General features: G+C 73.9%; 19 protein-coding genes and 1 pseudogene. 13 read left to right on the forward strand and 7 right to left on the reverse strand.

Features of this window, described 5'->3' with window-relative positions; genetic code table 11:
* Positions 1-144: 144 nt before the first annotated feature.
* Positions 145-1,215 carry a hypothetical protein gene (locus AB0K03_RS23765; RefSeq protein ID WP_364688298.1) on the reverse strand — a complete coding sequence of 357 codons (1,071 nt, stop codon included), beginning with the start codon at positions 1,213-1,215 and terminating at the stop codon, positions 145-147.
* Positions 1,216-1,275: 60 nt separating this feature from the next.
* On the opposite strand from AB0K03_RS23765, the gene AB0K03_RS23770 reads away from it, so the two are divergent.
* The 5 genes from AB0K03_RS23770 (at position 1,276) to AB0K03_RS23790 (ending at position 4,856) form a co-directional block, all read left to right on the forward strand.
* Positions 1,276-1,707 carry a hypothetical protein gene (locus tag AB0K03_RS23770; RefSeq protein WP_364688300.1) on the forward strand — a complete coding sequence of 144 codons (432 nt, stop codon included), beginning with the start codon at positions 1,276-1,278 and terminating at the stop codon, positions 1,705-1,707.
* An 8-nt stretch (positions 1,708-1,715) separates the two neighbouring features.
* Positions 1,716-1,925 carry a hypothetical protein gene (locus AB0K03_RS23775; protein WP_364688302.1) on the forward strand — a complete coding sequence of 70 codons (210 nt, stop codon included), beginning with the start codon at positions 1,716-1,718 and terminating at the stop codon, positions 1,923-1,925.
* Between the two features lie 24 nt (positions 1,926-1,949).
* Positions 1,950-2,252, forward strand: a complete 303-nt coding sequence (locus tag AB0K03_RS23780) for a hypothetical protein (RefSeq protein WP_364688304.1) — start codon at positions 1,950-1,952, stop codon at positions 2,250-2,252.
* Between the two features lie 17 nt (positions 2,253-2,269).
* Positions 2,270-3,289, forward strand: coding sequence for an LLM class flavin-dependent oxidoreductase (locus tag AB0K03_RS23785; protein ID WP_364688306.1), 1,020 nt, complete (start codon positions 2,270-2,272; stop codon positions 3,287-3,289).
* 94 nt (positions 3,290-3,383) lie between these two features.
* Complete coding sequence (locus AB0K03_RS23790) at positions 3,384-4,856, forward strand: GGDEF domain-containing protein (protein WP_364688308.1); 1,473 nt, start codon at positions 3,384-3,386, stop codon at positions 4,854-4,856.
* Between the two features lie 13 nt (positions 4,857-4,869).
* Here the strand turns inward: AB0K03_RS23790 and AB0K03_RS23795 are convergent, their stop codons facing one another.
* Positions 4,870-5,763, reverse strand: coding sequence for a hypothetical protein (locus AB0K03_RS23795; RefSeq protein ID WP_364688310.1), 894 nt, complete (start codon positions 5,761-5,763; stop codon positions 4,870-4,872).
* A 129-nt stretch (positions 5,764-5,892) separates the two neighbouring features.
* On the opposite strand from AB0K03_RS23795, the gene AB0K03_RS23800 reads away from it, so the two are divergent.
* The 3 genes from AB0K03_RS23800 (at position 5,893) to AB0K03_RS23810 (ending at position 8,030) form a co-directional block, all read left to right on the forward strand.
* The gene (locus AB0K03_RS23800) at positions 5,893-6,327 is read left to right on the forward strand and encodes a glycosyltransferase (RefSeq protein ID WP_364688312.1); all 435 of its coding nucleotides are present in this window, start codon (positions 5,893-5,895) and stop codon (positions 6,325-6,327) included.
* Between the two features lie 163 nt (positions 6,328-6,490).
* Positions 6,491-7,252 carry an EAL domain-containing protein gene (locus AB0K03_RS23805; protein ID WP_364688314.1) on the forward strand — a complete coding sequence of 254 codons (762 nt, stop codon included), beginning with the start codon at positions 6,491-6,493 and terminating at the stop codon, positions 7,250-7,252.
* A 76-nt stretch (positions 7,253-7,328) separates the two neighbouring features.
* Positions 7,329-8,030 carry a response regulator transcription factor gene (locus AB0K03_RS23810; protein ID WP_364688316.1) on the forward strand — a complete coding sequence of 234 codons (702 nt, stop codon included), beginning with the start codon at positions 7,329-7,331 and terminating at the stop codon, positions 8,028-8,030.
* Positions 8,031-8,032: 2 nt separating this feature from the next.
* Here the strand turns inward: AB0K03_RS23810 and AB0K03_RS23815 are convergent, their stop codons facing one another.
* The gene (locus AB0K03_RS23815) at positions 8,033-8,623 is read right to left on the reverse strand and encodes a hypothetical protein (protein ID WP_364688318.1); all 591 of its coding nucleotides are present in this window, start codon (positions 8,621-8,623) and stop codon (positions 8,033-8,035) included.
* Between the two features lie 121 nt (positions 8,624-8,744).
* Between AB0K03_RS23815 and AB0K03_RS23820 the strand changes: the two are divergent.
* Positions 8,745-9,425 (forward strand): annotated as a pseudogene (locus AB0K03_RS23820) (glycosyltransferase family 2 protein); the annotation flags it as partial.
* 100 nt (positions 9,426-9,525) lie between these two features.
* Here the strand turns inward: AB0K03_RS23820 and AB0K03_RS23825 are convergent.
* The gene (locus tag AB0K03_RS23825) at positions 9,526-11,757 is read right to left on the reverse strand and encodes a hypothetical protein (RefSeq protein ID WP_364688320.1); all 2,232 of its coding nucleotides are present in this window, start codon (positions 11,755-11,757) and stop codon (positions 9,526-9,528) included.
* Complete coding sequence (locus AB0K03_RS23830; protein WP_364688322.1) at positions 11,754-13,169, reverse strand: thymidylate kinase; 1,416 nt, start codon at positions 13,167-13,169, stop codon at positions 11,754-11,756. The genes AB0K03_RS23825 and AB0K03_RS23830 overlap by 4 nt, the downstream gene beginning before the upstream one ends.
* 78 nt (positions 13,170-13,247) lie before the next feature.
* On the opposite strand from AB0K03_RS23830, the gene AB0K03_RS23835 reads away from it, so the two are divergent.
* From AB0K03_RS23835 to AB0K03_RS23850, 4 genes are read left to right on the forward strand one after another with little or no spacing between them, the layout of a single operon-like run.
* Positions 13,248-14,525: a polysaccharide biosynthesis protein gene (locus AB0K03_RS23835; protein ID WP_364688324.1), complete on the forward strand. Its 1,278-nt coding sequence runs from the start codon at positions 13,248-13,250 to the stop codon at positions 14,523-14,525.
* A 15-nt stretch (positions 14,526-14,540) separates the two neighbouring features.
* Positions 14,541-15,647 (forward strand): glycosyltransferase family 4 protein, encoded by a 1,107-nt coding sequence (locus tag AB0K03_RS23840; protein ID WP_364688326.1) that lies wholly within the window; start codon positions 14,541-14,543, stop codon positions 15,645-15,647.
* 54 nt (positions 15,648-15,701) lie between these two features.
* Positions 15,702-16,574, forward strand: coding sequence for a glycosyltransferase (locus AB0K03_RS23845; RefSeq protein WP_364688328.1), 873 nt, complete (start codon positions 15,702-15,704; stop codon positions 16,572-16,574).
* The gene (locus tag AB0K03_RS23850) at positions 16,571-17,707 is read left to right on the forward strand and encodes a glycosyltransferase family 4 protein (RefSeq protein ID WP_364688330.1); all 1,137 of its coding nucleotides are present in this window, start codon (positions 16,571-16,573) and stop codon (positions 17,705-17,707) included. Before AB0K03_RS23845 ends, AB0K03_RS23850 begins: the two co-directional genes overlap by 4 nt.
* 3 nt (positions 17,708-17,710) lie before the next feature.
* Here AB0K03_RS23850 and AB0K03_RS23855 read toward each other — a convergent pair whose 3' ends face one another.
* Together AB0K03_RS23855 and AB0K03_RS23860 are read right to left on the reverse strand one after the other, a co-directional pair.
* Positions 17,711-18,697, reverse strand: a complete 987-nt coding sequence (locus tag AB0K03_RS23855) for a metallophosphoesterase (RefSeq protein ID WP_364688332.1) — start codon at positions 18,695-18,697, stop codon at positions 17,711-17,713.
* Positions 18,694-22,365, reverse strand: coding sequence for a hypothetical protein (locus AB0K03_RS23860; protein ID WP_364688334.1), 3,672 nt, complete (start codon positions 22,363-22,365; stop codon positions 18,694-18,696). The genes AB0K03_RS23855 and AB0K03_RS23860 overlap by 4 nt, the downstream gene beginning before the upstream one ends.
* Positions 22,366-22,400: the final 35 nt, after the last annotated feature.

Below are 22,400 nucleotides of genomic sequence, written 5' to 3' on the forward strand. Positions count from 1 at the left end.
GTGTCCGATCAGGCGGGTGAAGAGGCTGTGCCGCAGGACCCGGCCCGGGTGGGCGCCGTGGACGCGGCCCGGATCGGGCAGGGCTCCTCGTTCTCGGCGACCCCGTCGGCCTACCCCGTGGACACCCGGATACGCCTGCGGCCGCTACGGGACCGTCCGCAGGTCGAGGCTGTGGCGTACGAAGCTCTCCTGGTTGCCCGTCGACCACCACAGCACCCCGCCGCGGTAGGCGATACGGCCCGCGTCCGGGCTGATCTGCACCGTGCGCCGCGTCGCGATCTCGTAGGCCAGCAGCTCGGCGTTGCCGGTCAGTTCCGCGGTGCGGCCGACCCGCACGAAGACCTCGAAGCGGTCCAGCGGGGCCACGTCGACGATCTCGGTCGCCGCCGTGCCGCCGGCGACCACCCGGCGGTCCCCGCCGCCGGGTCGCAGCAGCTCGATCCGGCTGTAGCCGTCGCGATCGAGCGAGACGACCTGGCACCAGGCCGGACTGCAATCGGTCGCGCCTTTACGGGTACGGGTGACCGCGACGTCCTGTCCCGTGACGAGATTGCGCAGGGTCCCCGCCCCCGCCGTGTCCGCGACGCCGTCGACCATCCACGGCCACGTGAGCAGCCGCCACGTCCCGGGCACCGGGCGCACCTCGACCGGCCCGCCGGCCACCGCGACCGACCGCACCTCGGTGGCGCCACCGGCCCCCGCGGCGACCCAGCGCAGCCGGCCGGCGGCGGCCACGAGGTCGGTCTCGGATCGGTAGAACCGGGCCTGGCCGGTGTCGGCGGTCACCTGACGCGCGGGCCGGCCGTCGCGCAGGTCCGCCGCCCAGAGCGTGAGCCGGCCGCCGTCCGTCCGCTCGAACCAGGCGAAGAGGTCACCCGCGACGGTGACGGCCTGGAACGACGGGTTCGAGGCCGCGGGCAGCGTGCGGAGCACGCGTACGGAGTCGCCCGGCCCGCGCCGGAGCAGCCGGAGCGCCTTGCCGTCGCGGGTGGGGGCGGTGCCGATCGAGGTGTGGGCGTCGAGGAACGCACCGGGTTCGTACGCGGTCCCGTCGGGCAGGGTGGCCGCGATCACGTCGCGCTGCGCGCCCGGCCAGGCCAGGGCCGCCGGGGTGGGCCCGCCGCGCTGACCGTGGGCGGCCGGCGGCACGGCGAGCAGCAGGCCTGCCGCCCCCAGCGCGGCGAGCAGCCCGAGGTCGGGACGGGCACGACGCACGGCGGAACCTTCCTGGCGGCGGACGGCCGATGGTACTGCTTTTCGCATACTGTGGGCCCTGTGGGTGGTGCGGACTCCCGGGACGACGACCGGGACGTGACGGCGGCGCAGCTCGACGAGCGCGAACGGCGGGTACGCGAACGCGAGCGTGCCGCCGACCGGCGCGACGCCCGCGCCGATGCCCGGGAACGCCACGCCGACCAGCGGGAACGCGACGCGGACGCGCGCGAGTCCGCCGCCAACGAGCGCGAGCGGCGCCTCGACCAGGCGGAGGCCGACCAGGATCCGCAGCCGGCCGACCCGATGCGCCGGTTCCAGGAGTCGATCGGGCGCACCTCGGCGCGGACGGACCGCAGCAACGACCTCCTGGAGCGCTCGCGCGAGGCGGTGCAGCGCGGCGCGGACCGCATGGACCGGCTGCGCCGGGCGACCGGGCACGCCGACGGCGCGGACACCGGCAACGGGGAATCCGAGCGGCCCCGCCGGGGTTGAGAGGCCCCGTGCGGAAGAAGATCGGATTCCTGTCGTTCGGCCACTGGCGCAACGCGACCGGGTCGCAGACCCGGACGGGCACGTACGCTTGTGGGTCCCGATGGGACGCGCGCGCCCACGGCGCCCGGATCACCGACGTGGACGGTCACGAGTACGTCGACTTCTGCCTAAGCGACACCGCGGCGATGGCCGGGCACTCCCCCGCGATGCCAGGTTGAAAATGGTTCACTGAGGACGCCGCGGTGGCCGGCGACGAGCTGGCGCGCCGGTTCGGGCTGCCGGCGTGGAGCTTCGCGCTGACCGCGACGGACGCCAACCGCTGGGCGATCCGGCTGCTGGTGAGCCCGGCGCCGCGCACCGGCACGGAGTCGGCGGCCCACGCCGATGCGGAGCTGGAGGACTACCTGCACGTCTACCTGCTGAATCGTGGCGTGTTGCTGACCCCGTTCCAGAACATGGCGCTGATGTGCCCGGCGACGACGGCCGCCGATGTGTCCCGGCACCACGAAATCTTCGACTCAGCCCTCTGCACGCTGCTCGATTGAGGGCAGAATCTCTTCTCGTGCCGCTGCCCTCCCGCCCGCTGCGCAAGCTGGGCTTCCTGACGATCGGTCTGTTCGACGGCGCCGACCCCCGTCCCGGCCACGAGTCGACGCTGGAAATGATCCGCCTCGGCGAGGAGCTCGGCTTCGACAGCGCATGGGTGCGCCACCGCCACCTGCAGTACGGCATCTCCTCCCCGGTCGCGCTGCTCGCGGCCGCCTCCCAGCGCACCAGCCGCATCGAGCTGGGCACCGCGGTGATCCCGCTGGGCTGGGAGAACCCGCTGCGCCTGGCCGAGGACCTCGGCACCGTCGACGTGCTGTGCGGCGGGCGGCTCAACCCGGGCGTCAGCGTCGGGCCGCCGATGCGCTACGACACCGTCAAGGAGGCGCTCTACCCGGACACCGGCGACACCGAGGACTTCAGCTACCGGCGGGTGGAGCGGCTGCTGGACCTCGTGGCCGGCAAGCCCGCCGCCACCGCCGGCGGCGTCCAGGGCTTCGAGGTGTTCTCCGAGCGGGTGGAACCGCACTCCCCCGGCCTGCGCTCGCGCCTCTGGTACGGCGGCGCCAGCCTGCGCTCGGCGCAGTGGGCCGGCGAGCACGGCATGAACTTCCTGACCAGCAGCGTGGTCAAGGCCGAGGAGTCCGAGGATTTCGCCGAGATCCAGCTCTCGCACATCCGCGCGTTCCGCGCGCGCCACCCCGACGGCGAGCGGGCCCGGGTCTCGCAGGGACTCGTCGTCATCCCGACGGACACCGCCACGCCGGAGCAGAAGGCCCAATACCTTGCGTACGCCGAGAAGCGCACCCCCCGGACCACGACCCCGCAGGGGCCCGCCCGGATGATGTTCGCCCCCGACCTCGTCGGCACGTCCGGGGAGATTGCCGAACGGTTGCACGCGCACGCCGCCTTCCGGGAGATCGACGAGGTGGCGTTCGCCCTGCCGTTCAGCTTCGAGCACGCCGACTACGTGCAGATCCTGACCGACATGGCGACGCGGCTGGGGCCGGCGCTCGGCTGGCGCCCGGCCGGATAGGACGGAGGCCGGTTCACCGGCGCGGACCCGTACTCAGGTTCGGACCCGCGCCGCCGATGAGGCTCATGCATCCCCCGGCGGAAGGGAACTGCTGATGCGCTGGCCGCGCGCCACTGTGCCGGCCTGGGTGGTCCATGCCGGATTCCTGGGCGTGCTCCTGCTCGCGGGTACGGCGTACGCCTCCGGCGGGCGGGACCAGCGCGTGGTCGTCTACACCGCCGTCACCGTCCTGCCGATCCTCACCTTCCTGGCCGCGCTGGCCAGCGGGAACCTGCCCGACCGGCGGCCCTGGCTGCTCGCCGTCGCCGGGCTGGTCATGCTCTTCCTGCAGCATCTGGCCTGGCCGGAGTGGATCGTCGACGCGCACCTCGGCCGCGCCGAGGGCGCCCTCCCGGACCTCTCCCAGTCGCTGGCCCACAGCCTGTTCCTGCTCGGCACGGCTATGGCCCTGCGCCGGCGGGCGAGCGCCGACCCGGGCGGCATCATCGACGCCGCCCTGTTCGGACTCTGCTCGGGTGGTCCGCTGTGGGAATGGGTGGTGCGTCCCCACCTGCCGCCCGGCGCCCCGCCGATCGGCCAGGCCCTGCTGCTCGGGGACCTGCTCGTGCTGTGCGGCGTCGCCGGGTGCCTGCTGCGGCTGGGCATGATGGGCCGCCCGGGCCGCGGCACGCTCGCGTACCTCGTGCTCACCGCGATCCTCACGCTGGGCTCCACGGTCATGTCGGCGCTCTCGCCGGGCGGCAGCGGGGTGTGGAGCGCCGAGCTGATGCTGGCGGCGTACCTGACCATCGCGAGCGCGCCGGTGCACCCGGACGCCGCCGAGGTGACCACACCGCCGCACACCGGGGCCGTCGTCAGCCGCCAGCGGCTCGGATGGCTGGCGCTCGCGCTGAGCGCCAACCCGTTGATCGCGGCGGTGCAGGTCGTCCGTGGCGAGGGCTCGGCCAGCCTGCTGCTGCCGATGGGCAGCCTGCTCGTCGTGCCGCTCGTGCTGCTGCGGATCCACCTGTTGTCGGCCCAGCGCGACCGGGCGGAGCGGACGCTGGCGTTCCACGCCACGCACGACGAGCTGACCGGCCTGCACAACCGGCGGCACATGGCCGCCGAGATCGACCGCGCGCTGGCGGATCTCGACCGCGGGGTGCTCGACGAGGTCACCGTCCTGCTGTGCGACCTCGACGGGTTCAAGCCCGTCAACGACCGCTACGGGCACCCGGCCGGCGACGCGGTGCTCAGGGAGGTCGCGTCCCGGCTGACCGCGGCGGTCCGGGCCGAGGACGTGGTCGGCCGGCTCGGCGGCGACGAGTTCCTCATCCTGTGCCGCGGCGCGGCCGGGCTGGACGCCGGCGAGCTGCGGCACCGCATCACCGCGGCGGTACGCGAACCCATCGCGGTGCTCGGCGCGACCGTGTCGGTGGGCGTGACCACGGGCGTGGCGCAGGCCCGTCCCGGCCGCTGCGCCGACCGCGACATGCTGATCGGCATCGCGGACGCGGCCATGTACGCCGGCAAGACCCGCCGCCGCGACGAGGCGCGGGAGCGTCCGACCAGGCTGCCCTCGCCCTGAGCACGCCCGGCTGTCACGGTGTCCGGCCGCGCCGGGCGAGGCCGGTGGTGATCTCGGTGGTGTCCGTGACCGTGCCGGCTGCCAGGCCGTCGCGGGCCGCCGTGAGCCGGCGGATGCTGCCGAGGTAGGCGCCCCGCTCGTCCACGACGATCTCGAGGCGCTCACCGCCGCGGCCGAGGCCGAGGGCCGTGCCCGTACGGCGGCCGAGAGTGCACCGGGCGGCGGTCACCCCGAGCCCCGGCAGCAGCGCCAAGGCGCGGTAGACGGTGGCGCGGACGCGAGACGGCAGCAGGTCGCGGCTCAGCGCCTGGGCCGCGTACGTGAGGGCCTCCAGGTCGTCGCCGGCGGCGTCGGAGCGCAACCGGGCCAGCAGGGCGCCCGGATCGCCGGGCAGGCCGGCGACGAACGCCGGGGTCGGGTCCTGCCAGAGGCCGGGCCGGCGGCACGGGTCCGCGCCGGGCACCGGGAAGTACGCGCCGCAGCGGGCGGACCACCGGCTCGCCGGAACGGGATCGCCGGCCGTGTACGCGCCGGTCCGCTCGTCCCAGGCCTGCGGCGGGCCGTCGTCGCGGATCCACTGAGTCCACGGCCGCCGGCGGTCCGCCGGGATCCATTCCTCGGTGATCATGCCCGTGCGCACCAGCCGCCGGTGGTCGCCGTCCGGGACGGCCTCGAGGGTGACCCGCCGCGCGGCCACGTAGCGCATGAGCCCGGGCGGCGGGGGCGTCCCCGGCGCCGACTCGGCGGCTGCCGCGGCGGCCTCCAGCACGGCGGCCGGTCCGGGAGCGGCCGGCGTGGGCGCCGGGACCCGCCGGGCGAGCAGGCCCAGCGGCAGGACGAGGGCCACGATGAGCCCGGCCCCGAGAACGGTGACCGGCCACCGGCGCGGTCGGGGGTCGGCGGGCACGGGCGGCATGGCACCACGGGCGGCTGCTCACCCGGAAGGCCACAAAGTGCTCAGCGGCGTCCGCCAGCTTTGCGTACGGCTTGAGAACGGCCTGAGGTTGCATTGAGGTGGCGGGCCGAAACACCGGGCATGACTGTCGCACACCTCATCGCCGTTCCTCCCTTCGTCGTCGCCGGCCCCGCCCCGCGGGACTTCTGGTCACGGGGCCAGGCCGCCGTCGAGTTCACCGTGGTCATCCCGTTCCACAACCCCGGGGCCTCGCTGCGGCCCACCGTCGAGCGGCTCGCCGAGACCCTGTACGCGCAGAACATCTCCTTCGAGATGATCGCGGTGTCCGGCGGCTCCAGCGACGGCTCCCAGAGCAGCCTCGCCGACCTGCCGTACGTGCGGCTCATCAGCGATCCGGACGTACGCGACAAGGGCGCGGCGCTGCAGGCCGGCGCGGCGGCGGCCCGTGGTGCCTGGGTCGGCGTCGTCGACGTCGACGGGGACGCCGAGGTGGACCCGTACGAGCTCATCGAATGCCTGCACCGCGCCCGGGAGAACGAGGCCGCCCTGGTCTGAAGCCCGCTCGCACCACACGGCCCCGGTCACGCCCAGCGTGCCGGGGCCAGGTCGCGTCCGGGCCCGGGCGCGCCCGGCGGCGGCCCGAGATCCGCCGGCGGGCTTGCCGATCTCTTGAAACCGGTCTGAGACTGGCTTGAGGATCGGCGCCGATCTGGATGGCATGACGCTCACCGTGCCGGTCCCGCCCACGATGCGGAACCTCCAGGAAGTGATCCACTCCCGGGCCATCCAGCCCACCTTCCAGCCGGTCGTGCATCTGGAGGACGGTGTCGTCAAGGCCTACGAGGCCCTCGCCCGGTTCGACAAGGAGAAGTTCCCCAGCCCGGCGGACGCCTTCGCCGCGGCCACCCGGGCGGGCATCGGCGTCGAGCTGGAGCTGCTGGCGTTGCAGCGGGCGTTCGCGCACCTGGACGAGATGCCGGCCGGCGCCTGGCTGAGCGCGAACCTGTCGGTGGAGGCGCTGCTGACCCCGCAGGTCAGCGCGACGCTGCTGGCGCACGCCTCGCGCAACATCGCCGTCGAGCTGACCGAACACGCGCAGGTGCACGACTACCCCGCCGTGGTGCGGGTCACCGAGGCCCTGCGCGCGGCCGGGATCCTCATCGCCGTCGACGACGCGGGGGCCGGGTTCGCGAGCCTGAGCCACATCCTGCAGCTGCGCCCCGACATCATCAAGCTGGACATCACGCTCACCCGCGGCATCGACGCCGATCCGGTACGGATGGCGCTCGCCCGCTCGCTGGTGGGCTTCGCCCACGACATCGGCGCCATGCTGATCGCCGAGGGCATCGAGACGGTCGAGGAGCACGAGAAGCTGCGGGCGCTGGGCGTACGGCTGGGGCAGGGGTACTTCCTCGCCCGGCCCGGTCCGCTGCCCGACCGCGCCGAGATCGAGACGCCGGCGCTGCGTACCCGCTCCTAACCCTTCGTTTCCGCGCGCCGCGACCGATAGGACTGGCGGACCACGTCCCGTCTGCGCAAGGAAATTTGGAGGTCCCGTGTCCAGGCCGCGTGCGCTCGTCGTCGAGGACTCGCCCGAGTTCATGCTGCTGTGCCGGCATCTGCTGGAGAAGGAGGGCTTCGACGTCGTCGTCGCGACCGACGGTCGTGGCGCGGTCGAGCAGGCCCAGAGCCAGCGCCCGGACATCGCCATCCTCGACCTCGGGCTGCCCGACGTCGACGGCATCGAGGTGTGCCGCCAGATCCGGCAGTTCACCGATGCGTACATCGTGATGGTCACCGGCCGCACCGACGAGGTGGACAAGGTCGTGGGCCTGTCCGTCGGCGCCGACGATTACGTGACCAAGCCGTTCTCCCCCCGCGAGCTGGCCGCGCGCATCCAGGCGATGCGCCGCCGGCCCCGCAGCGGTTCCGCGTCCGCGCAGAGCACCGCTATCCGGGAGTACGGCACCCTGCGCATCGACCCCGACGTGCGCGAGGTGACGCTGGACGGCGAGGTGCTCGAGCTCACCAAGATCGAGTTCGGCATCCTGGACCTGCTGTCCTCCGCCCCGCGCCGCACGTTCACCCGCGGGCAGCTGCTCGAGGACGTGTGGGGCGACAACTGGTACGGCGACGACCACATCATCGACGTGCACGTCGGCAACCTGCGCAAGAAGCTCGGCGAGTCCGCCTCGGCGCCCCGCTACATCCGCACGCTGCGGGGCGTGGGCTACCGCTTCGAACCCTCAGGCGCGTAAATCTAGACGCGGTGGCGGGCCGGGTGGCGGTAGCGCTGCACGAGTCCCGCCGCCGCGGCCGCGTTGCGCCGGCGCAGCCACAGCACGGCCCCGGCCATCGCCGCCGCTGCGCCGCCCCAGGGCGCGAGATCCTGGACGCCCCGACCGGTCGTCACCGGCGGCACCGACCCGACGAGGGTCCGCAGATCCCCCGCGGGCGTCTTGCCCACCGCCAGCACGCTCGTGCCGGTCGAGAGCCCTCCGCCCGAGGCCGCGCCGACCGGCAGCACCGTGGTGTCCGCCGTCGGGGCCGGCATGGGCGTGACAGCCGCGACCACCAGCACGCGCAGCGCACCGGAGGCGTCCGCTGCCACGGTCCGCTCGGCGCCGGCGCCCACGCGCAGGTTCACCGGCGATCCGCCGCGGAAGCCCAGGGCGTAGACGGCCAGCCCGTCGGTGCCGGCGGCCGGCTGCTGCCATTGCACGGTCAGCGCGTCGGCGGTTCCGCCGTACCCGGGGCCGTCGGCGAGCGCGGCGCCCGGGGAGACGACCGCGCCCAGCAGCGCGGCCGCCAGCAGCAGCGGGCCTGACCTGGGCGTACGGGTGATGGTCACGACGTCATCGTGACACGCCCGGGTTGCAGAACCGCTCCCCCCGGAACCCGGTTCGCAACCTTGCCACGGGCTTGAAGATCACCAGAGGTTGCATTGAGGTGGCCCGCCGATCGACTCGGGCATGACCGTCACGCTGCACCCCACCACCGCCCGTACCGCCGCCTCGGCCGGCGACGCCCGCACGGCGCCGCTGTTCGACGCCGCGCGCCTGTGGGGCCCGGCCGACGCCGCCGTCGAGCTGACGGTCGTGGTGCCGTTCTACAACCCGGGCGCCGCGCTGCGCCCGACGGTGCAGCGGCTGGTCGCCTGCCTGACCGCCGAGCAGGTCGCCTTCGAGGTCATCGCGGTCTCGGACGGCTCCACCGACGGCTCGGAGCGCACCCTCGCCGGCATCCCCGGCGTGCGGACCGTGATCAGCCCGGTCAACCAGGGCAAGGGCGGCGCGCTGCACCTGGGCTTCGCCGCCGCCCGCGGCTCCTGGATCGGTTTCGTCGACGCCGACGGCGACATCGACCCCGCGCACCTGGTCGACTACCTGCGGCTGGCGCGCGAGGGCGGGCACGCCGGCGTCTACGCCGACAAGCGGCACGCCGGCTCGGCCAGCGCCTCCTCCCCGTTCCGCAAGCTCGTCTCGATCTTCTACTCGACGCTGGTCACGCTGCTGTTCCTGCTGGGCATGCGCGACACCCAGACCGGCTGCAAGGTGCTGCGCCGCGACGTGCTGGCCGACCTGCTGCCCCGGCTGCGCGAGCGCCGCTTCGCCTTCGACCTCGAGTTCTTCGTCGCCGCCAAGGCGGCCGGGATCCGCGGCTTCGTCGGCGCACCGGTCCGCCTGGAGGAGCGCGTGGCCGGCTCCACGGTGACGAGCAAGGCGATCCTGCGGACGATCCGCGACACCTTCGTCATCTTCGCCCGGCTGCACCTGACCCGTCAGTACCGGCCGGCGGCCGACGTGCGGGCCGCGCACGATGAGCAGGCCGTGACCGTCCCCGCCGCGTGGACCGCTCAGGTCGCCGAGGCCGCCTGACCTCCGGGGCGTCGCCCCACCACCAGTGCCAGAGCTCCCGGCGGTGCTCCACGAGACCCGCTGCCGCCAGCACCGCCATCGACAGCAGGGAGACGGCGAGGCCGAGCCGCAGCCACCGCCACGGCGTGTAGCGCACGGTGAACGCGGCGTCCCCGGCATCGACCGCAACCGTGCCGGCCGCCGTGGCCCGGGTGCGCAGGTCGCCCGCCGACCAGCCCGGGGACCACTCCTCCGGGATCACCACCCAGCCCGGGGTGCCGGCCTCCACCCGCCAGCTCGTCGAGCTCAGCCGCTCGATCCCGCCGGCCGCCGTCGAGGGCAGGGGCAGCCGGGCCCGGCCGCCGGGCAGCACCGCCTCGGTGCCAAGCACCCTGCGGGCCGCCAGCGTGACCACCTCGTCGTAGCCGCCCGCGCGGGCGCCGACCACGCGCCCGGTGCCCTCTGCCTGGACCCGGTAGACGTCGAGGTCGGGCGTTCTCAGCACCCGCTTCAGCTCGGGCTGGGTGGCGAGCCAGGCGTACTGCTCGGTCTCGCGCTCGCGCGCCAGCACGACGTAGCGCACCCCGAGCGGGGCCACGAGCCGGCCGAACGCGCCCCCACCGCCGGCCGCCACGAGGCGTTGCACGTACGCCATCCGCCGCGACACCGAGTTGGTGCGTACCGGGCCCAGTTCCACGGCATCGCTGCTGATGACCGGGCGGCGGAAGAACGCCCCGGCGGGGGTGGCGACGGTCCGGTTGCCGGTGAAGCCGAACGGCTGGTACTCGTGCCAGGGCAGGAACAGCACGGACTCGGTGCCCGAACCCATGATCTTGTCGGCGGTGTACCAGGACTCCGGGTACTGGCTCACCTTGACGCTGCCGCCCAGCCCCCACAGCAGTGAGGAGGCGACCACGGCGTACACCCCGGCCACCGCGACCAGGGAACCGGCGGCGGGGAGCCGCGCCATGACGGGACGGGCCGATCGGCAGACGCCGTACAGCGCCTCCACCGCCACACCGATGCCGACCGCGTACGCGAGCATCGTCAGCGCGACCCACTTCTGCTGCTCGCGCATCGCGGCGAACAGCGGGAGCACGTCGAAGGCAGCGCGGTACGCGCCGCCGAGCGGGCCGTGGATGCCGGCGCCCAGCAGCACCCCCACGACGGCGAGCGCGGCCAGCGGCGCGCCGGCAACCGGGCCGCGGCGGCACAGCCGGGCCAGGCCCGCGACGGCGGCCAGCACCATCACCACCGCGGGGATGAGCCCGAGAGCCACCTGCGGGCTGCTGTCGGCCGCACCGCGCCAGAAGCCGCGCAGCGAGGCGAGGGTGGCCAGCAGGCCGCCGGGCCCGGCGTGCGGGGCGTACACCTCCAGGTCCTGCCCGCCCACCCGGACGGTGAGGATCGCGCTGAGCAGCAGGGCCACCGCGTACGAGTAGATGCAGGCGGCGGCCGCGACCACGAAGCCCAGACGGATCAGGTCACGCCGCCGGGGCCGGGGCAGCAGCGTGACGGCGAGCAGCGCCACCCCGCCCAGCCAGGCCGCGTGCGGGCCGACGGCCATGGCCAGTGCGTACCAGCCGGCGGGCCGGGCGGCGAACCAGCGGTCCCGCCGGCGGGCCCGTACGGCCGAGGCCAGCAGCCAGCTGAGCAGGGCGACGGACAGCAGGAACGCGACGTGTCCCGCCTGGATGCGCTCGACGACGAACGGGTTGCAGCAGGCGAAGAGCGCGGCCGGGTGGCGCCGGCGGCGGCCGCCCGCGGCGAGGGCGGACACGCCGGAGGCCACGATCGGGAAGTACGCGAAGACGATCAGCCAGCTGGTGGCGCCGGCGCCGACCACCGAGCGCAGCCCGTGGGTGATCAACCGGTACGGCAGCGCGTCCAGGGAGGCGGGGTCGAGGCCGTACAGGCCGGGCGTGATCGCCTGGTGCGGGCCGGACACCCAGTCGAGCAGGAGCAGGTACCCCTCGCGGGTCCACGGCGCCACGACGGCCGCGCCGACGATCACCCCCAGCAGCGCCGACTCCGCGGTCAGCCGGGCCGAGCGCGAATCGACGCCGGGCAGCCACCGGTGCCGCGGGCCGGTGCGCGCCGCGGCGGGCCGGCTCGCGGTCAGGGTCACCGGGGGCGGCGCCGCGGGGCGTGGGCCGCCTGCACCACCGCCGCCACCAGGGCCGCGAGCGGGTCGGCCGGGCCTCCCGAGCTGTCCACGACGAGCTCGCCGTGCCGGGCCGGACGCTCGGCGAGCAGGTCCCGGAAGCGCTGCTGCTGGCCGGCCTGCTCGGCGAGACTGCGTTCGGGTTTGCGGCGGTGGATCACCTCGGCGGGCGCGTCCGGCAGCACGAGCAGGTCCGGCGCGGGCACCACCCACTCGGCGACGCGCGCGGCGCGCGAGCCGGGCCAGGGCGATTCGCGCAGGTCGTAGACCCAGCGGTCGGCGATGACGACGCGGCGGCGGGCCACCGCGGGCGCGACGACGCTCAGGTAGCGCCAGAGGTACTCGCCCGCGTAGAACCAGGCCGCCGCCTGGCGCAACGCCTGGTGGTCGGCCTTTTGCGGGGAGGGTGCGCCGCCGGGTCGCGGAGCGGTCGAGCCGACCCGCAGCAGGCGGCGGGCGAGCGCCACACCGGGCAGGTTGCCGCGGGCCATGCCGAAGTAGGCGGAGGCGGTGGGCAGCCCGTACCGGCGCAGCCGCTCGTGCAGCTCGTTCGCGACCGTGGACTTGCCGGAACCGTCGGTGCCGACCAGCGCCACGACCACGCCCCGGGTGCGCAGGCCCACGGGCCCTTTCGCGCCGGCGGCCGGCAGCACCGCGCGGCGCTGCGCCCAGGTCGCCCCCACGACGCCGGGTGCGAGGCTGCGGGCGGCCAGCCGGATCCGGGCCCGCCGGGGCAGCGACGCGTCCGGCGGTTCCCCGTTCGCGACCGCGATGAGCTCCCCCGCCACCCGCGCGCCGAGCTGGACGGTGAGCCCGTACGCGAGCGCCCGGCGGTGCCCCGGGTCGGCGTCGGCCCAGGCGGCGCGGGCCTCGTCGAGGCGGTTGCGGGTGGGCAGCCGGCCGCGCAGCACGGGCCGGACGAGCAGATCCGCCACGGCCGCCGCGCCGGTGAACCGGTGCGTGGCGGGGTCGACCGTGGCGTGCGTGCCGGGCACCAGCAGCACCGGGCCGACGCACAGGTCGCCGTACGTGACGTCCACGACCGCGGGACCGGTCGGCGTCTCCACGGCCACGCTGAGGTGCCGCAGCCGGCGCCGGTCCAGCGCCTCGGCGACCCGGGCGCACGCGAACCGGCGGCTGAGCACGGCCACCGGGTCGTCGGCGGACGGCTCCCCGGCGTACCAGATGTCCAGGTCCTTCGGGCCGGTCCGGGCCGCCCAGCGCTGCTCCTCGCCGGCCTCGCCCTGCCAGGCCCACCGCTCACCGGAGGCCTCCAGCGCCTCGGTGACCGCCGCCACGATCTGGGCACGGCCGGGCGCCGCCGCGGGGATCCGCGGCGCCTGCGGTGCCGTGCCGGCCTGCCGGTAATCGGTCATTTCCCCCCGATTATGGATCTCCGACGCACACGACGAGAGAACCTTCGGAAAACCGGCCCGGCCGTCGATAGAGACGATGTGCATCCACTCCTCGGCCGCCTCGCGCGTCTCGCCGCCCGTGGCGCCGCGCCGATCGCCGCTGCCGTGGCGGTGCAGAGCGCCGGCAACCTCGCCTTCCACTCGGTGGTCGGCCGGCTGCTCGACCCCGGCGCGTACGGGGCCCTCGGCGCGGTGCTGTCGGCGATGCTCATGCTCGGCGTGCCGCTGGGCGCGCTGCAGACCGCCGCGTCCGCGCTCGTCGCCGAGCACGGGCTGACCCGCGACACGGTACGGCGCACGCTGCGCTCGGTGGCGCTGTGGTCGCTGGGCCCCGCACTCGTCGTGCTGCTCTGCGCTCCCCTGCTGCGCGACTACTTCCACCTGGCGTCGGTGACCGAGGCGGTGCAGCTGGCGCCGTACCTGCTGGTGGCGGCCGTGGTGGCGGCGGCGCGCGGCCTGCTGCTCGGTGACCGGCGGGTCGGCACGGTCGCGATGACGTACGTGGTCAGCACCGTCGCCCGCCTCACCCTCGGCCTGGCGCTCATCGTGCCGTTCGGCGTGACCGGTGCCCTGCTCGGCACGGTCGTCGCCGAGGCCGCGTCGCTGATCGTGGCAGCCGGTCCGCTGCGCCACCCGGGCGGTCCCCGGGGCAGCGCCGCGCTGCGTCTCGGCGCGGTCGCACACGCCGGCCTGGCCGTGACGGGGCTGTTCCTGTTCTCCACCGCCGACCTGCTGCTCGCCCGCCACCACCTGGGCGAGGACGCGTCCGGCGCGTACGTCGCGGCCGCGACCGTGGCCAAGACCGTGCTGGCGCTGCCGGCGGGCATCATGGCGGCGGTGTTCCCGCGCCTGCTGGCCGCCTGGCCGCGGCCCGGCCGGGGACGCGCGCTGGTCACCGGCGGCCTCGCCGTCGCCGGGCCGGCCGCGCTCGGCGCGGCCGTGATCATCGCGGTGCCGTCGCTGGTGCTGCGCGTCCTCTACGGCGACGGGTACGCCGACGCCGGCGGTCTCGTCCGCGCGTTGTCCGCGATCGCCGCCACCACCTCGCTCGTGACGCTGCTGACCAACGCGGCGCTGGCCCGCAAGGCGTGGACCATCGCGGTGCCGTGGGCCGGCGCCGTGCTGGAGGTGGCGCTGATCGAGGTGTGGCACGACTCGGCCGCCCAGATCGCCGCGTGCTCGGCCGCCGCGCTCGCCCCGACGCTGCTGCTCATGGCGGTGCTCGAGGGCCGGCTGTGGGCCCGGGCGCCGCGGACCGCGCCTCAAGTCGACGCGGCCGGTGCCGATTCTTCCCGTACCGCCGCGACCGCGGCCTGACCTGCGGAGCACACCGTGCGCATCCTCGTCCTGAACTGGCGCGACCTGGCCCACCCCGAATCCGGCGGGGCCGAGGTCTACACCGAGCAGGTGCTGCGCCGCTGGGCGGCCGCCGGGCACGAGGTCACGCTGTTCGCCGCGGCCGTCGCCGGGCGCCCCGCCGCCGAGATCGTCGACGGCTACCGCGTCGTCCGCGCCGGCAACCGCTACACCGTGTACCGCGAGGCGCGCCGCTGGTGGGACCGCTACGGCCGGGGCCGCTACGACGTGGTCGTCGACGAGACCAACACCGTGCCGTTCCACGCCCACGAATGGGTCGACGACGGCGCGCGCACGATCGCCCTGGTGCATCAGACCTGCGAGGAGATCTGGCACATCAACGCCCCGCCGCTCGCCGCGCACCTGGGCCGCTACGTCCTCGAGCCGCGCTGGCTGCGCCGCCTGGCCGGCGCGCCGATCCTCGCGGTCTCGGACTCGACCCGCGACGCGCTGGCCCGCTTCGGCGCCCGCGACGTCACCGTCGTGCCGGAGGGCTACGAGCCGCCGGCGACCCTGCCGCAGGTGGTCAAGGAGGCGACGCCCACGGCCGTGTTCTGCGGGCGGATGGTCAACTACAAGCGTCCCCGCGAGGTCGTCCACGCGGTCCAGCTCGCCCGGCGCGAGGTGCCGGGCCTGCGGCTCTGGATGATCGGCGGCGGCCCGCTGCTGGACCGGCTGCGCCGCGAGGCCCCGGAGGGCGTCGAGTTCCTCGGCCGCGTGTCCGAGGAGGTCAAGCACGACCGGATGGCGCGCGCCCACGTGCACCTGGCGACCAGCGTCCGCGAGGGCTGGGGCCTGGTGGTCACCGAGGCCGCGGCGATGGGGACCTCGACCATCGCGTACGACGTGCCCGGCCTGCGCGACTCGACCCGGGCGGCCGGCGGCGTCGTGGTGCCGCCGCGGCCCGAGGCGCTGGCCCGCCGGCTGGTGGAGCTGCTGCCGGGGCTGACCGCGGCCGCTCCGGCGCCGCTGCCGTACGGCGGAGCCCACTCCTGGGACGACGTCGCCGCCACACTGCTCGATGCGGTGCGCGAGCACGCCCGCGTACCCGGTGGGGCGTCCCCGCTCCCGCACGCCGCTTGATTCGATCGGCCGGTATCGGTCACTAAGCGGCGAAAGCCGCTCATAATGGGAAGAATGACTGGCGAGCCCGTGGTGTCGGTGATCGTTCCCGCTTACAACAGCGCGACGCTCCTGCGGGACTTCCTGGGCGCCTGCCGCGCCTCGGAGTACCGGGACTTCGAAGTCGTCATCAACGATGACCTGCGCTCCGCCGACGGCACCGAGGCGCTCGTCGAGGAGTTCCGGGCCGGCGGACTGGACGTGACGTACCTGCGGGAGAACAGGTCGATGGCGCAGGGTCGCAAGCGCGGCGCCGCCGAGGCGCGCGGTTCGATCCTGCTGCACCTCGACTCCGACATGACCGTCACTGCCGGGCTGATCGGCGAGTGCGCGGAGCTGATCACCGGCGGCTACGACGCGCTCGTGATCCCCGAGGAGGCGTTCGGCACCACGTTCTGGGCCCGATGCAAATGGCTGGAGAAGAAGATCTACGACGGTGTCGAGCAGATCGAGTCGCTGCGCTGCGTCCGCCGCGACGTGTACGACAAGCTCGGCGGTCACGACGAGCGGATGGTCTTCTCCGAGGACAAGGACTTCGACCTGCGCGTCCGCGAGGCCGGCTACCGGATCGGCCGGACGCGGGCCTTCCTCTACCACAACGAGGGCGACCTGCGGCTGGGCCGGACCATGCGCAAGAAGCTGGGCTACTCCGGCACCGCCGACCTCTTCGCCGAAGCGCACCCGGAAGCATTCCGGTGGCAGACCAACATCTTCCACCGCTTCGGGCTGTACCTGCGCAGTTCCCGGTACGTCTTCTCGCACCCGCTGCTGTACGGCGGTCTGTGGGTGATGAAACTCGGAGAGTTCGGCTCCGGTGCCGTCGGCCAGGTACGGCATCGCGCGGCATTGCGCAGGCCGGGTCGCGGCGTCCGCGGGGGTACGGCATGAGGGTCGCGCACGTGATCGCCGAGTTCTCCGCCAAGGAGGCGATGGGCCGTACGGTCACCGAGATGGCGCACCGGGTCGACGGCGAGCACCACCTCGTCACCACCCACGCGCTCGACGGTCAGGACGCGTTCGCCGGTGTGCACGAGATCGGCGGCGCGTTGGAGACGTTCCCGCTCGGCCGCTCCGACGCACTGCGGGATGCGCTCGACAAGATCCGGCCGGACGTCGTGCACCTGCACGCCGGTGCACTCGGCCCGTTCCTGGCGCTGCTGCCGGTGCTGCGGCCGTACCCGAAGCTGCTCACCGCGTACGCGTGGCCGACGCTGCCCCGGCCGGCCGCGTGGCGGCGAGCCACCGTGGCGGAGATGCGCAGCTCCAACGTGCTGCGAGCCCGGGTCCTCGTGACGACGGTGCTGCCGGTACGCCTCGCCGCCGCCGCGCTGCGCCGCGCCGGCATGACCACTGTGCTCACCCCCGATCCCCGGGTCGCCGACCGGCTGGGACGCCGGCGCGGCCTGTCGGTCGTCCGGTTCAGCTCGGGAGCGCCGGTCGACCCCCGCCGGGCCCGGTTCGACGCGGAGCGGCCGACGATCGTGTTCGCCGGCCGGGCCGAGTCGGTCCGCGGGCTCGACACGCTGCTGGCCGCGTTCCCCCGGGTCCGGGCGGCGGTGCCCGGTGCCCGGCTGCGGCTGTTGTTGATCCCACGGCCGGAGCTTCCGCGGATCCTGGCCCGGGCCGGTACGGCCGGCGAGGCCGTCGAGGTGGTCACCGAACCCGTGCCCGACCTGCTGGCGGAGCTGGCCGCCGCGCAGGTGGGAACGTGGCCGTTCAAGTTCGACTACACCACGTCGCCGCCGGCGATGGCGCTGGTCGAGGCGATGGCTGTGGGCCTGCCCGTCGTCGGGACCGACGTGGCCTGTGTCCGCGCGGTTCTCGACGACGGCGTCAACGGCCTGTCGGTACCCCCGGGCGACAGCTCCGCGCTGGCGCGCGCTCTCATCACGCTGCTGCACGATCGGCAGACGTGGGAGCGGTACGCCGAGGCGGGGCTGGAGTCGGCGACCCGGCACATGGGGTGGGAGCGGGTCGCCGAGACGACCGCCGAGGCGTACGCGTCCGTGCTGCACCCCTAGCGCTCAGCGGCAGGAGGCCGAGCCCGCGTCCTGGACCGGGTTCCCGGGCGCCACCTGGTGGAACCTCCAGCTCCACGAATCCGGCTTGAGCTCCAGCTCGAGCACACCGTGGTGGTCGTAGTCGACGAACTCGCTGGCGGGCATGCCGGCACGGACGGTCGGATCGCCCTTCTCATCGCGCGCGTCGTCGACGGCTGCCGGCCGGTAGTGCGCCTGTCCCCCGGTCCCCACGACGTACTGACGCACGCCAAGGGGGTCCGGCTTGCCTTCCGGGTTCAGTGGAGGGAACCGCTCGTAGTCGGCCTCGTGCCCCGAGAGCACCACCTCCACCTCGTGGTCGTAGAGCGTGCGGAACAGGTCGGCGGTGCGTGCGTCCGGGCCCGCGATGCCGGTGGACCAGCGCGGGTGGTGCCAGGCCGCGATGACGCACCTGCGGTCGTTCGCCTTGAGGTCACCGGCGAGCCAGGTCTGCTGCGGTGAGCCGTTCCCGCAACCACCGGCCACTGCGGAACAGTTGGAGTTGAGGACCACGAGATGCCAGCGTCCGATGTCCTGCGACCAGTAGCCCTTCCTGTCCCGGACCCGGTCGCCGAAGTACGCGGTGAACGAGTTCGCGTCCTGCACCTTGTACTCCTGGTTGCCGTAGACCGGCACGGTACGGCTCAGCAGCCGGCCGAAGCTGGGCCCGTACACGGTCCGGTACGCCTCGGTGGCCGGCAATTCGTACTGGAAGTCTCCGAGCCCGAGGAACACCGCCGGGTCGAGCGCCACCGCCAGGTCGGACACCTGTTTGTGCCGGCAGTGGTCGTGCACACCCGAGGCGAAGTCCGGATCGTCCGGATCGCAGGCCATGTCGCCGACCGCGGCCACCCGGATCGTCTCCGGGCCGGTCGAGCAACGGCTGAGCAGCCAGACAGCGACGAGGAGCAGCACCACGAGCAGCGCGACGGCGGTGCGCAGGCGGCGACGGTCCGCTTTGAGCTTGATCATGAACGGCGCCTCCAGCGGCGAGGCCGGCGACGGTGGCGCATCGTCCAGACGCCCGGACGGCCCTCGGGGAGCCGGACCACGTACATGAAGAGCAGGGACGCAGCGACCGCCACGGGCAGCAGGTACATCGCCAGCCGGGGGATCCGCGCGGGCGTGTACCGCACAGTGACCGTGCCGCCCTCGGGCAGCAGCCAGCCACCCATCCAGCCCTGCAACGTCTGCTTGCGGGCACCCGGAGCGCCGGTGAGCAACCAGCCCGGCGCGGCGTTCTCGGCCAGCGCGACCGCGGTCGGCCCGGACGCGGTGACCGTCCCGGCGAACTGGGTCGGGTTGTCCTGGTAGAAGTCCACCGAGGACGTGCCGGTGGGCGCTTCCTGGCGTACGAGCACGACGGTCGACGGGTTGACCGGGCGCAACCGCACGCCGCGGTACTCCACCTGGGACTGCTGCATTCCGTTGAGGTCGCGCAAGCCGTACAGGTAGACGCGGGTCTCGACGGCGTTCGGATCTGGTGCGACGAACGTCTCGTACGAGGTCCAGCCCTTCCACACGGCCACACCCGGCAGAGTGCGGCACAGGTCGGGGCCGCGCAGGTAGAGGCAGAACTTCGGGTTGCGCAGCGCGACGCTGCGCGCCTCCATGGAGTACTCGTACAGCGAGGCGGCTCCCATGTCGTTCGCGACCGAGCCGATGCAGGCCAGATGCCGCACGGCCTTGAGCGTGTACGTGGTTTCGCCGTCCGCGCCGATCTGCGACTCGGCGGCCAGTCCGGCCTGCTCCGCGCTCTCGTCGTCGTAGCGGAAGCAGTCCTCCAGCGGCTCGAACGGCGCGAGGACGGAGCCGGACACGGCGCCGTCGACACGCAACTCGTGCTTGCCGGCGGCCAGCGGGAGGCTGACCTCGGGGACCGCGGGTGGGAACACCGTCCGCGTCGCCACCGCCTGGAGCGCGTCGATCCGCAGGCCGCGGTACTCGCTGACGGTCCGGGGCTTCAGCCGCTCCCCGACGTCCGCATGCAGGATCACCTGCAGCTCGTGCGAGAGACTGTCCATCGTCACCACGCGCTCGTACGAGGTCCAGCCGTCGTCGAGCACCGGCCGGGCCGCCAGCTCGCAGCCGGAGGAGCCCGACTGCCACAGGCAGATCTGCGGCCGGTTACCGGTGACATGACGGTACTGCAGCCGCACACGGTAGAAGGTGCCGGGCTCCGCGGCACGAACGACCACCTTGGTACAGGCGGCGTGGTCGGCGGCGCTCAGCCGGACGGTTCTGCCCTGGGGCGAGTCGGTCAGGGTCGAGGTGAGCCCCAGCTCGCGCCACGGGCGCGGCTCGTAGTTGTTGCAGTCGAACACCGGTGAGTAACCCGTGGTGTCGGCGGGCTTCCGAGCGGCGGCCAGCAGCGTCAGCTTGGTCGCGGAGCCGACCGCCACGGTCGCGGGGGCACCGCCGTCGAGAGACACCGTACGGTCGCCGACCCGGACGGCGACGATCCTGCGCCCGGACGGCAGCGGAACGGACAGGGCGGGCCGCCGGGACACCGGCTTGCCGTCCACCCGGACCACGGTCGGGTCTTCGAGGATCAGCCGGTTGGTGCGGGCGTCGATCCGGGGCACGAGCACGGCGGCGGCCCGGGCCCGCTGCGCGAGCGTGTACGTGCCGGCGGCCACGTCGACGGTCGTGGTGGGTGACCCGGAGTCGACCGCGGGCACCGGCCAGTGCACCACGTCCGGTGTCACCACCGCCGTGTCGTCCACCTGCGGGTTGAGCGACGCCGGTGTGGTGTCCGTCCGGGCGGCGATGGCCGTACGGGAGTCGACCGTGCCCAGCACCGCGGCGCCCGCCTCGGCCCGGGCCGGCGCGTCCAGCACCCGGTCGTACGTCCGCATCGTCGGGCTGGTCCCCCCGTTGAACTGCCACAGCTGCAGCGTCCCGTCGGAGACCAGCTCCGCGCCGGGCACTTTCGCCATGGCCGCCGCCAGGACCCGGTCGTCGGCGAAGTAGCGGTTCGGCAGCCCCCGGACGAGGTCGTGGCGCACGATCACCCGGCTGGCGCCGATGGCGTCGAGAAGCTTCGGCACCGCGGTCAGGTCCCCGGCGAGCAAGGCGGTCTCGATGCCGTGCACGTTGGCGCTGAACCCGGGCACGTCACCGAAGTAGCCACCCGGTTTGGGCGCCACCACCGGGTGCTGGATCAGCAGGTTCGCGATGCTGTCGGCGCCGAAGAACCCCCACGTCGTGGGCATCTGGTAGTAGTCGTCCAGCGGCAGCACGAGAACCTTGCCCGGCCGGGGATCGGCGTCGATCTTCTCGGCCAGGTCCCACCAGTCCTGCGGCACCCGCACGTGGGCTGAGGGCTGGGTGGGCCGCTCGTCCGGCATCACCGCGCCGGTGTAGAGCGGGTACGGATACGCCAGCACGAGCAGCAGGGGCAGGACGGAGCCCGCGTACGCGAACCGGCGTGGCCAGCCCGGCAGTCGCAGGCGCGGCGCACGGCGCAACCGTCCCAGCGCGCCTTCGACACCGACCGCGAGCAGGATGCCGAAGAACGAGACCAGCAGTTGGCCCAGCTTGCTCATCGGCTCGCGGAACAGCCAGAAGCCGGGCGCGTGCAGATACAGGAACAGGTTGATCTGGTTGAGCGGCGGGCGCAGGCCCTTCGCCAGGAAAACGAATACGAGGACCAGTGCCAGCAGGCAGAGGGCCAGCCGGCGCAGCCGCCGAGGAGCCAGCAGCGGGGCCAGAAAGACCAGTGCAGGCAGCAGGTAGCGCACCCACACCCACCACGGACGGTCCAGGTCGGCGGCGAACGGCAGGTACTGCGGACGGAACCACGCCCAGTTGGCGACCATGGTGAGGATGTTCGGCGGGGTGTTGTTGATCTGTGACCACGACCAGTTCGTCGGGTCGGTGAACGCGGCGTTGGCCGCCGCGCCGCCGCCACCGATGTAGCCCTGAGCGAGCGGGATCAGCCAGAAGGCGTTCAATGCGATCGCCCACGGCGCGGCCAGCACGAACCACTTCAGCAGACGTACGGCCCCGCGACGCCCGAGCACGAGCCAGGCCAGCACCGGCGTGCCTACCACAGCCCAGGCATACGCGACGACCAGCATCGGCGGGTTGAACGCGAGAAAGGAGGTGGGGATGAGCGCGAACCCGGCGATCGGCGTGGGCACCCGCCGGCCCTGCGCGACCCTCATCGCGATGCCGGTGATCAGGGCCACCGAGCCCACGGAGATGATATTGAGCGGGTTCGGCAGCCGGGTCAGGAAGAAGCCGTTGAGCACGCCGAACGCACCAGCGGCCACGATCGCGGCCTCGCTACGGACGAACGCACCGGCCAGGTATGCGATGCCGAAACCGACCAGCCCGTAGATACAGGTGTAGAAGAACCACTGCGCGGAGTACTCCGTGAGCCCTACCTGCTTGCAGAGCCAGATGACGACGAATTCGAAGCCCCGTGCCATCGTGTAACCGGCGGATCCCGCGCCGGTGGTCTGGTGGTTCCAGGCCCAGGTCGCCTCGGGTGCCCAGCCGCGCCGGATGTACGGGCCCATGTCCCCGCTGGCGATGAACGTGCCGGTGCGGAACCACCGGCTGACGATCAGCGACGAGATCATGAGGACGATCGCGTACGGGCGTGCGGCGAGCCAGGCGGCCCGACTGAACACACGCCGCACGCTACCGTCCCCTCCGCTCGGGCCTT

The sequence above is a fragment of the Actinoplanes sp. NPDC049316 genome, assembly GCF_040677315.1.
Lineage (GTDB): Bacteria > Actinomycetota > Actinomycetes > Mycobacteriales > Micromonosporaceae > Actinoplanes.